Annotated in this window: 13 protein-coding genes; 9 read left to right on the plus strand and 4 right to left on the minus strand. The window is 68.0% G+C overall.

Annotation, left to right across the window (positions count from 1 at the left end; all coding sequences use genetic code 11):
• Positions 1-118 precede the first annotated feature (118 nt).
• From JHD77_RS28905 to JHD77_RS28930, 6 genes are all read left to right on the plus strand, one after another.
• Positions 119-754, plus strand: coding sequence for a CDP-alcohol phosphatidyltransferase family protein (locus JHD77_RS28905; protein WP_003104477.1), 636 nt, complete (start codon positions 119-121; stop codon positions 752-754).
• Positions 755-843: 89 nt separating this feature from the next.
• Positions 844-2,604, plus strand: coding sequence for a bifunctional alpha/beta hydrolase/class I SAM-dependent methyltransferase (locus JHD77_RS28910; protein WP_004349997.1), 1,761 nt, complete (start codon positions 844-846; stop codon positions 2,602-2,604).
• Positions 2,604-3,953: a phosphatase PAP2/dual specificity phosphatase family protein gene (locus JHD77_RS28915; RefSeq protein ID WP_034022990.1), complete on the plus strand. Its 1,350-nt coding sequence runs from the start codon at positions 2,604-2,606 to the stop codon at positions 3,951-3,953. The genes JHD77_RS28910 and JHD77_RS28915 overlap by 1 nt, the downstream gene beginning before the upstream one ends.
• Positions 3,946-4,398, plus strand: coding sequence for a hypothetical protein (locus JHD77_RS28920; RefSeq protein WP_003158539.1), 453 nt, complete (start codon positions 3,946-3,948; stop codon positions 4,396-4,398). The genes JHD77_RS28915 and JHD77_RS28920 overlap by 8 nt, the downstream gene beginning before the upstream one ends.
• An 11-nt stretch (positions 4,399-4,409) precedes the next feature.
• The gene (locus JHD77_RS28925; RefSeq protein WP_003113327.1) at positions 4,410-5,039 is read left to right on the plus strand and encodes a lysophospholipid acyltransferase family protein; all 630 of its coding nucleotides are present in this window, start codon (positions 4,410-4,412) and stop codon (positions 5,037-5,039) included.
• Position 5,040: 1 nt separating this feature from the next.
• On the plus strand, positions 5,041-5,976 hold the full coding sequence (locus JHD77_RS28930; protein WP_003089962.1) for a phosphatidate cytidylyltransferase: 936 nt from the start codon (positions 5,041-5,043) through the stop codon (positions 5,974-5,976).
• A gap of 230 nt (positions 5,977-6,206) precedes the next feature.
• Here JHD77_RS28930 and JHD77_RS28935 read toward each other — a convergent pair whose 3' ends face one another.
• A complete protein-coding gene (locus JHD77_RS28935; protein ID WP_003113326.1) occupies positions 6,207-7,202 on the minus strand; it encodes an aldo/keto reductase in 996 nt (331 codons plus the stop codon).
• Positions 7,203-7,320: 118 nt separating this feature from the next.
• Here JHD77_RS28935 and JHD77_RS28940 point away from each other — a divergent pair, with 118 nt between their 5' ends.
• The 3 genes from JHD77_RS28940 (at position 7,321) to tpx (ending at position 10,369) form a co-directional block, all read left to right on the plus strand.
• Positions 7,321-8,232 carry a LysR family transcriptional regulator gene (locus JHD77_RS28940; RefSeq protein ID WP_003120066.1) on the plus strand — a complete coding sequence of 304 codons (912 nt, stop codon included), beginning with the start codon at positions 7,321-7,323 and terminating at the stop codon, positions 8,230-8,232.
• A 155-nt stretch (positions 8,233-8,387) separates the two neighbouring features.
• Positions 8,388-9,737 carry an alanine/glycine:cation symporter family protein gene (locus JHD77_RS28945; protein ID WP_003113324.1) on the plus strand — a complete coding sequence of 450 codons (1,350 nt, stop codon included), beginning with the start codon at positions 8,388-8,390 and terminating at the stop codon, positions 9,735-9,737.
• 134 nt (positions 9,738-9,871) lie between these two features.
• Positions 9,872-10,369 (plus strand): thiol peroxidase, encoded by a 498-nt coding sequence (tpx, locus tag JHD77_RS28950; protein ID WP_003089950.1) that lies wholly within the window; start codon positions 9,872-9,874, stop codon positions 10,367-10,369.
• A gap of 149 nt (positions 10,370-10,518) precedes the next feature.
• Here tpx and ptaA read toward each other — a convergent pair whose 3' ends face one another.
• From ptaA to JHD77_RS28965, 3 genes are all read right to left on the minus strand, one after another.
• Positions 10,519-11,643, minus strand: a complete 1,125-nt coding sequence (gene ptaA, locus JHD77_RS28955) for a pyoverdine biosynthesis transaminase PtaA (protein WP_003113323.1) — start codon at positions 11,641-11,643, stop codon at positions 10,519-10,521.
• Between the two features lie 196 nt (positions 11,644-11,839).
• On the minus strand, positions 11,840-13,165 hold the full coding sequence (locus JHD77_RS28960; RefSeq protein ID WP_003113322.1) for a TldD/PmbA family protein: 1,326 nt from the start codon (positions 13,163-13,165) through the stop codon (positions 11,840-11,842).
• Complete coding sequence (locus JHD77_RS28965) at positions 13,165-14,598, minus strand: TldD/PmbA family protein (RefSeq protein ID WP_003113321.1); 1,434 nt, start codon at positions 14,596-14,598, stop codon at positions 13,165-13,167. The genes JHD77_RS28960 and JHD77_RS28965 overlap by 1 nt, the downstream gene beginning before the upstream one ends.
• Between the last annotated feature and the right edge of the window lie 175 nt (positions 14,599-14,773).

Genomic DNA, 14,773 nt, shown 5'->3' on the forward strand with positions numbered 1-14,773 from the left:
GACCATGCGTAACGCATAAAAGTGTGTCACTTTTAGCGGCGCATCGACGTCGTAGAATGGAGCGGGCGCCGACCGCCAGGTCGGTGCCCGAAGCAACTCGGCACAAGGACTGGCTGACATGATTTCCGTCTATCAACTCAAACCGCGCTTTCAGAATCTTCTTCGTCCCGGCGTGCAGCGCCTCTACCAGCGCGGCATCACTGCCAACCAGGTGACCCTGGCGGCCTGCCTGCTGTCGCTGCTGGTCGGCGCGCTGGTCGCCGGTTTCGCCAGCCATCTCTGGCTGTTCGCCCTCGTTCCGCTGTGGATGTTCCTGCGCATGGCGCTGAACGCGGTGGACGGCATGCTCGCCCGCGAGTTCGGCCAGAAATCCGACCTGGGCGCCTACCTCAACGAACTCACCGACGTGATCGCCGACAGCGGCCTGTACCTGCCGTTCGCCCTGTTGCCGGGAGTCAACCCGCTGTGGGTGGTGCTGGTGGTGCTGCTGGCGGTGATCAGCGAATATGCTGGCGCACTGGGCACCATGGTCGGCGCTTCGCGCCGCTACGACGGCCCGATGGGCAAGAGCGACCGGGCGCTGTGTTTCGGCGTGATCGGCGCCGGGGTGGCCAGCGGCCTGTTGCCGCTGGCCTGGATCGACTGGCTGATGTTGCTGATCGCGGCCCTGCTGTTGCTGACCATCGGCAACCGCGTGCGCCAGGGCCTGGCCGAGCTGGCCGCGAGTCGACGGGGCAGCGACGGCCAGGCCTGAGAGGGAACGGGCGAACGCCATGGAGGTGGGCGCCCGCAGGAAGCAACCCCGCCGGGATCCCGGCCGGGGCAACGACATAGGGACATCACATGCGCGACGTACAGGAATTGCGTTTCACCACCCACGACGGGGTAGAGCTCTTCTACCGCCACTGGCCGGCCAGCCGCCCGGCGCCGGACGGCACGCGCCAGGCGGTGCTGCTGTTCCACCGCGGCCATGAGCACTCCGGGCGGATCGCCCACCTGGTCGACGAACTCGACCTGCCGGAACACGACTTCTTCGCCTGGGACGCCCGTGGCCACGGCCTCTCGCCAGGCGCCCGCGGCGACAGCCCGAGCTTTGCCACCAGCGTGCGCGACGTACAGACCTTCGTCGACCATATCCAGGCTGTCCACGGTATCGCCGAAGAGCGGATGGCGGTGGTGGCGCAGAGCGTCGGCGCGGTGCTGGTTTCCACCTGGGCCCACGACTACGCGCCGAAGGTGCGCGCACTGGTGCTGGCTTCGCCGGCGTTCCAGGTCAAGCTCTACGTGCCGTTCGCCCGCAGCGGGCTGAAACTGATGCGCCTGTGGCGCGGCAATTTCTTCGTCAACAGCTATGTCAAGGCACGCTTCCTCAGTCACGACCCGCAGCGGATCGCCTCCTACGACAGCGACCCGCTGATCGCCAAGGCGATCTCGGTGAACGTCCTGCTCGGCCTCTACGAAGCTGCCGAGCGGGTGGTAGCGGACGCACAGGCGATCCAGATTCCCACCCAACTGCTGATTTCCGGGGCCGACTTCGTCGTCCATCGTGCGCCGCAGGAGCGCTTCTTCGAGCGTCTCGGCAGCCTGCGCAAGGAAAAGCACATCCTGCCCGGCTTCTTCCACGACACCCTTGGCGAGCGCGATCGTCACCTGGCCGTCGGCCGTGCCCGGCGCTTCCTCCTCGAGGCATTCGCCACGGCACCTGAACGACCGAGCCTGCTCGATGCCGACCGCCTGGGCCATACCTGCGCCGAGGCCGAGGCGCTGGCCGCGCCGTTGCCGAAGAACTCGCCGCGCGATCTCTACTGGCGCGCCACCCGTGCCGGGCTGCGCCTGGGCAGCCTGTGGTCGGACGGGGTCAAGCTGGGCTTCGACACCGGCTTCGATTCCGGCAGCACCCTCGACTATGTCTACCGCAACCAGCCCAGCGGCAGCGGCCCGCTGGGTCGCCTGATCGACCGCAACTACCTGGACTCCATCGGCTGGCGCGGCATCCGCCAGCGCAAGCTGCACGCCGAGGAGCTGCTGCGCCTGGCCATGCAGCGGTTGCGCGAGGAGCAGCGCGAGGTGCGCATCGTCGACATCGCCGCCGGCCACGGCCGCTACATCCTCGAAGCCCTGCAAGGCGTCGAGCCGCTGCCGGAAAGCATCCTCCTGCGCGACTACAGCGAGATCAACGTGCGTGACGGCAGCGCCCTGATCGAAAGCAAGGGCCTCGCCGGCATCGCCCGCTTCGTCAAGGGCGATGCCTTCGATCGCGCCGACCTGGCGGCGCTGCAACCGAAGCCGAGCCTCGGGGTGGTTTCCGGGCTCTACGAGCTGTTCGCCGACAACCGCATGGTCGGCGACTCCCTCGCCGGCCTCGGCGAGGCGCTGGAGGAGGGCGGCTACCTGGTCTACACCGGACAGCCCTGGCACCCGCAGCTGGAACTGATCGCCCGCGCGCTGACCAGCCACCGCCAGGGCCAGGCCTGGGTGATGCGGCGCCGGACCCAGGCGGAAATGGACCAACTGGTGGCCGCCGCCGGCTTCCGCAAGATCACCCAGCGGGTCGACCAGTGGGGCATCTTCAGCGTATCGCTGGCGCAGAAGGTCGCCCGCTGATGGCGCCGCGCGAGCCGGGGGTACTGAAGCGGGCGGTGCTCTGGCTGCTGTTCCTCGGCCCGTTCTTCTTCGCCAGCTATGGCCTGGCCAACTGGTTGACCAGCCAGCGCGGCGACGTCGGCAGCCTGGTCTTCGACTGGGAACGCGGGATGCCGCTGTGGCCCTGGACCATCCTGCCGTACTGGTCGATCGACCTGCTCTACGGCCTGTCGCTGTTGTTGCCGCGGGACAAGCGCGAGCTGGACACCCACTGCCTGCGCCTGCTCAGCGCCCAGGTGCTGTCGGTGACCTGCTTCCTGCTGTTCCCCCTGCGCTTCACCTTCGAACGGCCGGAACTGGGCGGCGTGTTCGGCTGGCTGTTCGACGTGCTGATGGGGTTCGACAAACCGTACAACCAGGCACCGTCGCTGCACATCGCCCTGCTGGTAGTGCTCTGGGTCTGCTACGCGCGCTACGCCAGCGGCGCCTGGCGCTGGCTGCTGCATGGCTGGTTCGCGCTGATCGGGCTGTCGGTGCTGACCACCTGGCAGCACCATTTCATCGACGTGCCCACCGGCGCGCTGGCCGGTTGGCTGTGCGTCTGGCTGTGGCCGCAGGCGCAGCCCGCGCCGTTCGCCCGCGCCAGTCTGAGCCGCGACCGGCAACGGCGGCGGCTGGCCGCTCGCTACGGCCTCGGCGCGCTGGCCTGCGCCGCCGTCGCCTTTGCCGTCGGCGGTGCGGCGTTGTGGCTGTGCTGGCCGGCGCTGGCGCTGGCGCTGGTGGCGCTGAACTACCTGCTGTTCGGCGCCGCCGGCTTCCAGAAGGGCAGCACTGGCCGCCTGAGCGCCGCCGCGCGCTGGCTGCTGGCGCCATATCTGCTTGCCGCGCGGATCAACGCCTGGCTCTGGACCCGTCGCCGGCCGCAGCCGGACGAGGTGCTGCCGGGCCTCTGGTTGGGGCGCCTGCCGTCGTCCGCGGAACTGGCCGACGGCCGCTTCCGCGCATTGCTCGACGCTACCGCCGAACTTTCCTGCGAGCCGCAGGGGCTGGCCTATCGCAGCCTGCCGTTGCTCGACCTGGTCGCGCCGGACGTCGAGGACTGCCGGCGCGCCGCGGTGCTGATCGACGAACTGCTGGCGCAAGGGCCGCTGCTGGTGGCCTGTGCCCTGGGCTATTCGCGCAGCGCCACGCTGGTCGCCGCCTGGCTGCTGCTCAGCGGCCGCGCGGCGGACGTCGAGTCGGCCGTGGCGGTGTTACGTCGGGCGCGACCGCAAGTGCTGCTGGGCGAGGCCCAGCGGCGGACCCTCGCGGCGCTGAGCGGGAGCGTGCCGGAGCCATCGGTGGAACTGGGCGAGGTGCGCCATGCCTGAGCAAACCCTGGCCCTGGTGGCGGCCCTGCTGCGCCGTGGCCGCGAGCTTGACCGGCTGTCCGCCGCACTGACCCTGCTGGCCATCGGGCTGGGCCTGTACCAGGCCGTGCAGGGCATCGGCTGGCGCTATTTCGCTGCGGCGATGCTGGCGATCGCCCTGCTCGGCCTGTGGCAGAAGTACTGGGCGCTGCGAGTGGCCCTGGACGCCGAACTGTTCGAACGTTTCAGCCGCGTCGGCGACAGGCTGGAAGCGCAGACCCAAGACCTGGACCGGGCCCTGGCCGATCTCGGCCTGGCCCGAGCGGACGCCGCAGGGCGCACCTGGCACCAGCGCAGCCGCGGCGCCCTGCGCCTGCTACGCTGGCAGGCGCTGGCCTGTGGCGCCCAGTTCCTGCTGGCCTTGTCGTGCCTGTTGTCGGTCCCTCTATTCAACGCTCAAACCTGAAGAGTCTTCCCATGCTCGAATCAGTCGTCGCCTATGGCATCATCGCCGGCGCCCGCGCCATCACCGGCTTGCGCAGCCTCTGGCTGGGCACCACGCCGATCCCCAAGCAACGCATCTATTACGCCAACCACAGCAGCCATGGCGACTTCGTCCTGCTCTGGGCCTCGCTGCCGCCGGAGGTGCGGCGGCGTACCCGGCCGGTGGCGGGCGCCGACTACTGGAACAAGGCCGGCCTGCGCAGCTACGTGATCAACAAGGTGTTCAACGGCGTGCTGGTCGACCGCCAGCGCAGCGAGGCCAATGCCAATCCGCTCGAACCCCTCGACCGCGCCCTGGACGGCGGCGATTCGCTGATCATCTTCCCCGAGGGCACCCGCAACCTGGACGACGAGGTCAAGCTGTTGCCATTCAAGAGCGGTATCTACCACCTGTCCCTGGCCCACCCGGACGTCGAGCTGGTGCCGGTCTGGCTGGCCAACCTCAACCGGGTCATGCCCAAGGGCCGCATGCTGCCGTTGCCGCTGCTCTGCACCCTGAGCTTCGGCAAGCCGCTGGTCGCCACGGCGGAAGAAGGCAAGGAGGCGTTCCTCGAACGAGCGCGCATGGCCCTGCTGGACCTGGCGCCGGAAGAGGAGGCCTGAGATGAACGAACAGACCTGGATGCTCTTCGGCGGGATCGGCGCGCTGCTGCTGCTCGCCTCGCTGGTCGGCTTCGTCCTCAAGTGGCGCGCCGGTCCCGGCCCGAACGCGGTGATCGACAACCTGAACGCGCGGATCAACGCCTGGTGGGCGATGGTCCTGGTGATCGGTTTCGCCTTCTGGCTTGGCCAGGCGGCGGTGATCCTGCTGTTCTATGGCGTGTCGTTCTACGCCCTGCGCGAGTTCATCACCCTCACCCCGACCCGGCGCAGCGACTACCCGGCGCTGGTGGCGGCGTTCTACTTCGTGCTGCCGATGCAGTACCTGCTGATCTACATCGACTGGTACAGCATGTTCTCGATCTTCATCCCGGTGTACGTGTTCCTGCTGTTGCCGATCCTCGCCTCGCTGGGCGGCGACACCAAGCACTTCCTCGAGCGCGCCTCGAAAGTGCAGTGGGGCCTGATGCTGGCGGTGTTCTGTATCTCCTTCGTGCCGGCGCTGCTGACCCTCGACATCCCCGGCTTCGAGGGGCGCAACCTGCTGCTGATCGCCTACCTGGTGATCGTCGTGCAGCTCTCCGACGTGATGCAGTACATCTGCGGCAAGCTGTTCGGCAAGCGCAAGATCGCTCCCAACCTGTCGCCGTCGAAGACCGTCGAAGGCTTCGTCGGCGGCATCGCCCTGGCCACCGCCATCGGCGCCTCGCTGTGGTGGATCACCCCGTTCAACCTCTGGCAGGCGGCGTTGATCGCGCTGCTGATCAACCTGCTGGGCTTCTTCGGCGGCCTGGTGATGTCGGCGATCAAGCGCGACCGTGGGGTCAAGGACTGGGGGCACATGATCGAAGGCCACGGTGGCATGCTCGACCGCCTGGACTCGGTGTGCTTCGCCGCGCCGATCTTCTTCCACGTGGTGCGCTACTGGTGGACGCCCTGAGGTTCGCCTGGCGCCGAGGGGAGCGGGGCGGTTGCCGATGGCGGCCGCCCCGTCGTCGTTTTCCCGCCGTGTAGGCAGCCAGGAAATTGCGAGCGATAGAGACCCGTAGGGCGGATACCGTCACAGGCGGTATCCGCCGAAACCCCGGATAAGCGGCGGATAACCGCAAGCGGTGATTCGCCCTACAACCAGGCTCCGGCATACGGGGACGTGACCGCAGCTTCACTGTCTCAGAGATTGACCAGGCGCATGCCTTCCTCGCTATAGCGACTGCCGGCGACCGCCTCGGCGGGGAAGATCGCATCCAGCTCGGCCAGTTCCGCCGCGCTCAGGCGCAATTCCGTCGCGGCGACGTTCTCCTCCAGGTAGCGCCGCTGCTTGGTGCCGGGAATCGGGATCAGGTCATCGCCCTGCGCCAGCACCCAGGCCAGCGCCAGTTGCGAGGGTTTCACGCCCTTGGCTGCGGCCAGTTCGCCGACCTTGTCCACCAGCTTCAGGTTCTTCGCGAAGTTCTCGCCCTGGAAGCGCGGGCTGAAACGACGGTAGTCGTCGGCGGCGAAGTCTTCCGGGCGCTTCAGGGTGCCGGTAAGGAAGCCTCGACCCAGCGGGCTGTAGGGGACGAAGGCGATGCCCAGGCGACGGCAGGCGGCGAGCACCCCGGTGTCCTCCGGATCGCGGGTCCACAGCGAGTACTCGCTCTGCAACGCGCTGATCGGGTGCACCCGGTGGGCACGCTCGAGGGTTTCCGCCGAGGCTTCGCTGAGACCGATGTGGCGGATCTTGCCGGCCTTCACCAGGTCGGCGAGGGCGCCGACGCTGTCCTCGATGGGTACCTGCGGGTCCATGCGGTGCTGATAGTACAGGTCCAGGCGGTCGGTACCGAGGCGCTTCAGGCTGCCTTCGATGGCGCGGCGGATGTACGCCGGGCTGCCGTCGACGCCGCGCGCCCGGGGATTGGCAGGGTCGCGGACGATGCCGAACTTGCTGGCCAGGAACACCTGCTCGCGTTTGCCGCGCAGGGCCTCGCCGAGCAGTTCCTCGTTACTGTGCGGGCCGTACATGTCGGCGGTATCGAAGAAGTTCAGCCCGAGTTCCACGGCGCGATGCAGGGTGGCGATGGCCTCCTGGCGGTCGCCGCCGGTGGTGTAGAAGTCGGTCATGCCCATGCAGCCGAGGCCAATGGCGGAGACGGAAGGGCCGTTGTGGCCGAGTTGACGGGTTTTCATGTGTCGAGCCTCGCGGGAGGGAAGGAAAACGTCGTCATTCTTCGCTCTGCATTGGTCTGGATAAAGCCCATAATTACGGTTTTACCATTCGTATTTTCCAAATAATCGAGGGTGTCCGATGGATCGTTTCCAGGCCATGCAGGCCTTCACCCGCATCGTCGAGCTGGGCGCCTTCGGCAAGGCCGCGGACAGCCTGGAGCTGCCGCGCGCCAGCGTGACCCAGGCGATCCAGCAACTGGAGGCGCACCTTGGCGTGCAGTTGCTGCAGCGCACCACCCGCCAGGTCAGCCTGACCCTCGACGGGCAGGCCTACTACGAGCGTTGCGTGCGCCTGCTGGCGGACCTGGAGGAGGCGGAAAGCTGCTTTCCACGCGTCCTGAACAACCCGCGCGGGCGCTTGCGGGTCGACCTGCCGGGCGCGCTGGGGCGGATGCGGGTGATTCCGTTCCTGCCGGAGTTCTGCGAGCGCTACCCGGAACTGGAGCTGCAGTTGAGCAGCAACGATCGCCTGGTCGACCTGCTGCGCGAGGGTGCGGACTGCGTGCTGCGGGTCGGCGAGCTGCACGATTCCAGCCTGGTCGGCCGGCACCTGGCCGACCTGCCGCAGGTGACCTGCGCCAGCGCCGCCTACCTGGAGCGTCATGGCCATCCGCGGCAGCTCGCCGAGCTCGGCGGGCACCTCGCGGTGAACTACCAGTCGCCTTCCAGCGGGCGTACCTTCGACTTCGAGTTCAGCGTCGACGGGCGTCTGCGCACGTTGCCGATGCGCAGCCGGGTCAGCGTCAACAACGCCGATGCCTACGTCGCCGCCTGCCGGGCCGGGCTCGGGCTGATCCAGGCGCCGCACTATCACGTCGCCGCCGGCCTGGCCGACGGTAGCCTCCGACAAGTGCTCGGAGAATGGTTGCCGCCATCGCTGCCGCTGCATGCCGTGTATCCCTCGCAGCGCCAGTTGTCGCCGCGGGTGAGGGTGTTCGTCGACTGGCTGGTGGAACTGTTCGGTCGCCAGGCGGCCGGCGAGACGCAATGAGACGCAGGCTTTCCGGGCGAAGATTTTTCTCGATTTCGCCGAGAGAACCTCGTTAGGATCGGCAGCCTTGGCCTGTCGAGCAGGGATGTTCGTCCGAGTTCCGGATGCCCGCTGCCGCCAGGCCGCATTCATTCGAACAAGAATAAGGATCGCTGATGGAAAGCTTGCAGAAGTGGGTGGTCGACCTGAACGGCGTGGTCTGGGGGCCGTTGATGCTGGTGCTGATTCTCGGCACCGGCCTGTACCTGATGCTGGGGTTGAAGTTCATGCCCCTGGTGCGCCTGGGAGTCGGCTTTCGCCTGCTCTGGCAGGGGCGTAGCAAGGATGACGAGAGCAGCGGCGAGATCAGCCCGTTCCAGGCGCTGATGACCTGCCTGGCGGCCACCGTCGGTACCGGCAACATCGCCGGGGTGGCCACGGCGATCTTCCTCGGCGGCCCGGGCGCGCTGTTCTGGATGTGGTGCACCGCGCTGGTGGGAATGGCCACCAAGTTCTCCGAAGTGGTGCTGGCGGTGCACTACCGCGAGAAGGATGAGCGCAACGAACACGTCGGCGGTCCGATGTATGCCATCAAGAACGGTCTGGGCAAGCGCTGGGCCTGGCTCGGCGCGGCCTTCGCGCTGTTCGGCGGGCTCGCCGGCTTCGGTATCGGCAACATGGTCCAGGTCAACAGCATGGCCGATGCCCTGGAGGTTTCCTTCGGCGTGCCCGACTGGGTCACCGGGGTCGCCACCATGCTCGTCACCGGGCTGGTGATCCTTGGTGGCATCCGCCGTATCGGCAAGGTCGCCGAAGCCCTGGTGCCCTTCATGTGCGTCGGCTACATCGTCGCCTCGGTGATCGTCCTGGTGGTCCATGCCGAGGCGATTCCCGGCGCGTTCCAACTGATCTTCACCCACGCCTTCACGCCGATCGCCGCCACCGGCGGCTTCGCCGGCGCAGCGGTGATGGCGGCAATCCGTTTCGGCGTCGCACGCGGGATCTTCTCCAACGAGGCCGGCCTCGGCACCGCCGGCATCGCCCAGGCCGCCGGCACGACCCATAGCGCGGTGCGTTCGGGCCTGATCGGTATGCTCGGCACCTTCATCGATACCCTGATCATCTGCAGCCTGACCGGCCTGGCGATCATCACCTCGGGCGTCTGGACCAGCGGCGCCAGCGGCGCGGCGCTGTCCTCGGCGGCGTTCGAGGCGGCGATGCCGGGCGTCGGCCACTACATCCTGTCGCTGGCCCTGGTGGTGTTCGCCTATACCACCATCCTCGGCTGGAGCTACTACGGCGAGCGCTGCTGGGAGTACCTGGCGGGCACCCGGGCGATCCTGCCGTTCCGGATCGTCTGGACCCTGGCGATTCCGTTCGGCGCCATGACCCAGCTGGACTTCGCCTGGCTGGTGGCGGATACCCTCAACGCGCTGATGGCGATTCCCAACCTGATCGCCTTGCTGCTGCTGAGTCCGGTGGTGTTCCGCCTGACCCGGGAGTATTTCGCCAAGGCCAGGAGTTGAGCCTCGGGGGACGGCGACGCTCAAACCCGAGGTTTTCGCTCGGGTAAAGCGTGCTAGCATCGTCGCCGGCCCCGAATGCTTCCGCCGCCGGCCACAGGGCCGGCGGCTTCTCACTGACTAGAAGGATCAACGCAATGGCTCAAGTGACTCTCAAGGGCAACCCGGTCAACGTCGATGGCCAGCTCCCGCAGAAAGGCGCCCAGGCTCCGGCCTTCAGCCTGGTCGGCGGCGACCTCGCCGACGTGACCCTGGAAAACTTCGCCGGCAAGCGCAAGGTGCTGAACATCTTCCCCAGCGTCGACACCCCGACCTGCGCCACCTCGGTGCGCAAGTTCAACGTCGAGGCCGGCAAGCTGGCCAACACCGTGGTGCTGTGCATCTCCGCCGACCTGCCGTTCGCGCAGAAGCGCTTCTGCGGCGCCGAAGGCCTGGAGAACGTAGTCAACCTGTCGACCCTGCGCGGTCGCGAGTTCCTCGAGAACTATGGCGTGGCCATCGCCAGCGGCCCGCTGGCCGGCCTGGCCGCGCGCGCCGTGGTGGTGCTCGACGAGCAGAACAAGGTGCTGCACAGCGAACTGGTCGGCGAAATCGCCGACGAGCCGAACTACGCGGCGGCCCTGGCGGCTCTCTGAGCCCCACGGCCAACCCGCTTCGTCCCATGACTGTCAGCCAGGCTGGCTGGTAACGGGCGAACCCGAATCCCTTGGCTGCTCGCTTCGGGCCATGAGCAGGGCGGATAATCGCGGCGCGGTCATCCGCCCTGCGTCGCAGAGACGCAGCGCTAGCGCATGGCGACCTGGTGGCGCCGGCTGACGCTGGCGAAGGCGCTCCGGAACGCCTGCATCTCTTCCTCGCTGCCTACCGTCACGCGGACCCAGTTGGGCCAGGAGGCCCACGGGCGGCCAACGTGCACCCGCTGTTTCTCCAGTTCGGCGATGACCAGCTCGGCGGGACGGCGCATATCCACCATGAAACAGTTGGACTGCGAGGCGGTGCAGCGGAAGCCCTGCTGGCGCAGCCAGGCGATGGTGCGCTCGCGGACCTCTGCGTTCTGCTGCTTGCGCCGTGGCACCAGATCGTCGTCACGCAGGCTTTCCAGCCCGGCGTGGGCGGTCGGCGAGGGCACCACGTTGTGGCCGCCGAAGCGCTCCAGCCGCGCCAGCAGCTGCGGATGCCCGATGGCCAGGCCGAGCCGGGCGCCGGCCATCCCGTAGAGTTTCGAGAAGGTACGCAGGACCAGCACATCCTGGCGCTGGACGGCCAGGCCGACGACGCTGGGTGCGTCGGAAAAATGGATATACGCCTCGTCGACCAGCACCACGCTGCGCTCGGGCTTGCGTTCGATCGCCCTGACGATCCGCTCGTGCGGGGTGAGGGTGCCGGTCGGGTTGTTCGGGTTGCAGATATAGATCAGCCCAGCGTCGCGTTGCGCGGCGGCGAGCATGCGCTCGATGTCGTGGGCCGCCTCGGCGTCCAGCGGCACGGCAGCGACCTTCGCCCCCTGGGCCTGGGCGGCGCCAACCACGGAGTCGTAGGAGGGATCGGCGATGACCAGGCCGCGCTCCTTGCCGGTGAACGCCGCGACGGCGTATTGCAGCGGCTGGCGCGAGCCGCAGTAGGCGTGCACGCATTCGGCGGGGATGCCGTTCTGCTTGGCGAACAGGCCGACCAGGGCGTCCTGCGCGTCGTAGTCGTAGCGACCGCAGAGCGCGGCCGCTCGCTGCATGGCGGCCCTGGCCTTGGCGGAGGGGCCGTAGGGGCTTTCGTTGAAATCCAGGAAGGTCTCTTGCGGCTTGCCGGCGGCGCTTGTCGCGCCGCTCCCGGCGAAGGCTCGCGGGCTCAGCAGGATGCTGCTGGAGGCCAGGGCGGTCAGGGTCACGAACGAACGACGACTCAAAGCGGGCATAGCTTCACCTCCGTGTACCGAATGGGATATGCGTGCGGTGGGTTCCTCTCGGGCGTGTGTCACCAGAGTGGATAACGAGGAGGGAGTCGGTCCGTTTATGGTGGCGTGATAATGGCGCCGGAATATCGGCGGTCGTTCTTCGGATTGCGCACGCGGCGCTCCCGGGCGGCGAACCGCCGGGGAGCGCCGTGTGGATTCAGAGCGTGAGGGTGAAGCGCCCGGTCAGCGCGCCCGGCAGGTGCATCGAGTCGGTCTGGCGTTCGCCGTAGGTATTGCTGGACAGGCGCAGTTCGCGCTCGTGGCTGAGGTCTTCCAGATGGGCGCCGAGGAAGCTGTACAGGCTGTCGTCGAAGCGCATGGTGCTGACCGGCGCCCGGATCTGGCCGTTCTCCACCCAGAAGGTGGCGAAGCGGGTCATTCCGGTCAGGCGTGCGGCGGGCATGTCCGAGTAGTTCAGGTACCACAGGTTGCCGATGTACAGGCCGGTATCCAGGGCCTCGAGGATACGCGCCTGTTCCAGGCTGCCGCCGGCCATGTCCAGCGCCGTGGGCGCCTCGTTGGCGCCGGCGCCATTGGCTACCAGGCCGTATTCGCGGGCGCTGCGCGAACTCACCAGGCGTCCGCTCAGGCGGCCGTTGCCGACCAGTTCGACCTCGGCGCGCGGCGAGCCTTCCGCGCTGAATGCCGGGGAGGGCGAGGTGGCAGGGCGCTCGGCGAGGTTCAGCAGCGGGCTGAGCAGGGCGTCGCCGTTCTGCAGGCGTTGCAGGGGGCTTTCGCCGGTAGCCAGGGCGCGCGCGGAGAAACCGCCCCAGCAGAGCATCTGCATGACTTCCTCGAGCGCCGCCGGCGCCAGGTAGGCGCGATAGTCGCCGGGGCGCAACTGGCGCAGCGGCTTGCCCAGGTGGCCGAGCTGCTCCCGGGCCTGTTCGAAGCGCCGGGCGAAGGCTTCGTCGTCCCAGCGCTGGCCGGCGTAGTCGGCCTTCACCGCCTGGCCGTTGCCATGGAACAGGCTCCAGTCGAAGTTGAAGCTGCTGCCGGCATGCCAGCCGAAGGCGCCCCAGGAGTTGGCGAAGCCACGGAACAGCGGTCCGGCGGCATAGATGCCGACCAGGTCGAGGTCGCGCGCCCGGCGTTCGAGGCTGGCCAGCAGCGCGCCGCTGTCGGGCGCTGCGCCGAGGTCCTGGTTCTCTCGCTGCCAGGCCGAGGTGTCGAGCAGCAGATAGGGATCGGCGGGAATCCAGGCCAGGCTCTGGCGCAGTTGCCGAAGGCCTTCGGCCAGACGCTGGCGGTCTTCTTCCGGCGCGCCGGAGAGCGTCAGGTCGAGGCTCGCCTGGCGTTCGTCGCGGATCAGCCGGAGCAGCGCGCTGGCCTGGCGCACCCGGCCGGCCTGGCGCACCCGCGCCCGGTTGAAGCGGATGAACTCGGAGTCCTCGGCGCTGTACCAGAGGGTGAAGTCCTCGCCCTCGGCCAGATGCCGGCGCAGGTCCTCGGCGAGGGCTTCGAAATGCTGTCTCTGGTGCATCAGGTATCTCCCCCGAATACGTCCACATCGCTGAATACGCAGGCCGGCGAGGCGTGGCCGACACGGATCACCTGGTTCGGCTCGCCCTTGCCGCAGTAGGGCGTGCCGAGCACCTCGAAGGTGCCGGCGTCGCCCACCGCGCTGAGGTTGCGCCAGAACTGCGCGGAGATGCCCCGGTAGTTGGGGTTCTTCACCACGCCCTTGAGTTCGCCGTCCTCGATCAACTGGCCCCATTCGCAGCCGAACTGGAACTTGTTGCGTGCGTCGTCGATCGACCAGGAGCGGTTGTAGGACATCAGCACCCCGCGCTCGATACCGGCCACCAGCTGCGCGAAGCTCTTGTCGCCGGGCTCCAGGTTGAGATTGGCCATGCGGTCGATGGGCGCGCGGTTCCAACTGCTGGCGCGGCTGTTGGCGACGCCCTCCAGGCCGCTGCGGTGTTGCGACAGGGCGCCGCCGAGCGGACGCAGCAGGCGGCCTTCGCGGATCAGGTATTCCTTGCGCGCGGGGCTGCCGTCGTCGTCCTGGCGGTAGCTGGCCAGCTCCTCGGGGATTTCCGGGTCGAAGCTGACGTTGAGCAGGCTGGAGCCGTACTGGTAGCGACCGAAGTCCTCGGTCTTGATGAAGCTGGTACCGGCGTAGTTGCGCTCGTCGCCGAGGATGCGATCCAGCTCCAGCGGGTGGCCGATCGACTCGTGGATCTGCAGGATCATCTGGTCCGGCATCAGCAGCAGGTCGCAGCGGCCGCTCGGGGTGTTCGGCGCCGCCAGCAGTTGCAGGGCCTGGTCGGCGATGCGCGGCGCGGCGCCGACCAGGCCGAGGCGCTCGATCACTTCGGCGCCGCCCTGCTGGCCGGCATGGTGGCCGCCGAAACTGCGGGTCTGGCTGTCATGGCCGTCGTAGGCGGTGACGCTGGCGCCGGGATAGACGAAGCGCTGCTCGTGGTATTGCTCGGCGCCGGCGCTGTTCAGGTAGAGCTGTTCCTGGCGGCTGACTTCGAGGAATACGCTCCAGTTCACCAGGCGCTCGTCGCGCGGCACCTTGGCGGACTCCTCGGCGAGCAGTTCGTAGCACTCGGCGAGGGAGGGGAAAGGGGCGTCCTGGTTCGGCGAGCGATACTGCGAGCGGCCGCTTGCCGGCGGCAATCCGCGGACGTCGAACAGGGCGTGCCGGGCGATCCGCTCGGCTTGCCGTTCGGCCTGCTCCAGGGCGGCCTGCAGGCCGGCCGCGGAGAGATCGTTGGTGGCGGCGTAGGCTTCCACGCCGTTCAGCCGTACGCAGAGCATGGCGCCGCGGTCCTGGCTGAAGTGCGGCGGTTCGCTGACGTTGCGGCGCACCGAGAGGTACTCGCCGCTACGCTGGACGTAGCGCAAGGAGTGGAATTCGGCGCGACTGCGGAGCGCCGCGAAGCGGTGTTTCAACGGGTCGATCATCTGTGCGTCCCTGGCCGATTGCGGAGTGGGCGAATGCAGAACGCTCTATTTCAAGCCTTCGCCCGTAACGGAGCAAGCCGTTTGTTGTCATAGCCTGGTGCCAGGCTGCGGGTGGCTCGCCGAAGCATGCGGGCGGAATGCCTAACTATCGGTAAAGCAAGGGTAAATAGCGGGT

Source organism: Pseudomonas sp. P20, from assembly GCF_016463925.1.
In the GTDB taxonomy this organism is placed as follows: domain Bacteria; phylum Pseudomonadota; class Gammaproteobacteria; order Pseudomonadales; family Pseudomonadaceae; genus Pseudomonas; species Pseudomonas aeruginosa.

Coding starts and splice junctions, on each gene's coding strand:
- JHD77_RS28910 (WP_004349997.1), top strand. CDS start 844: ATGCGCGACGTACAGGAATTGCGTTTCACCACCCACGACGGGGTAGAG.
- JHD77_RS28930 (WP_003089962.1), top strand. CDS start 5,041: ATGAACGAACAGACCTGGATGCTCTTCGGCGGGATCGGCGCGCTGCTG.
- JHD77_RS28935 (WP_003113326.1), bottom strand. CDS start 7,202: ATGAAAACCCGTCAACTCGGCCACAACGGCCCTTCCGTCTCCGCCATT.
- JHD77_RS28925 (WP_003113327.1), top strand. CDS start 4,410: ATGCTCGAATCAGTCGTCGCCTATGGCATCATCGCCGGCGCCCGCGCC.
- tpx (WP_003089950.1), top strand. CDS start 9,872: ATGGCTCAAGTGACTCTCAAGGGCAACCCGGTCAACGTCGATGGCCAG.
- JHD77_RS28915 (WP_034022990.1), top strand. CDS start 2,604: ATGGCGCCGCGCGAGCCGGGGGTACTGAAGCGGGCGGTGCTCTGGCTG.
- JHD77_RS28945 (WP_003113324.1), top strand. CDS start 8,388: ATGGAAAGCTTGCAGAAGTGGGTGGTCGACCTGAACGGCGTGGTCTGG.
- ptaA (WP_003113323.1), bottom strand. CDS start 11,643: ATGCCCGCTTTGAGTCGTCGTTCGTTCGTGACCCTGACCGCCCTGGCC.
- JHD77_RS28920 (WP_003158539.1), top strand. CDS start 3,946: ATGCCTGAGCAAACCCTGGCCCTGGTGGCGGCCCTGCTGCGCCGTGGC.
- JHD77_RS28940 (WP_003120066.1), top strand. CDS start 7,321: ATGGATCGTTTCCAGGCCATGCAGGCCTTCACCCGCATCGTCGAGCTG.
- JHD77_RS28965 (WP_003113321.1), bottom strand. CDS start 14,598: ATGATCGACCCGTTGAAACACCGCTTCGCGGCGCTCCGCAGTCGCGCC.
- JHD77_RS28905 (WP_003104477.1), top strand. CDS start 119: ATGATTTCCGTCTATCAACTCAAACCGCGCTTTCAGAATCTTCTTCGT.
- JHD77_RS28960 (WP_003113322.1), bottom strand. CDS start 13,165: ATGCACCAGAGACAGCATTTCGAAGCCCTCGCCGAGGACCTGCGCCGG.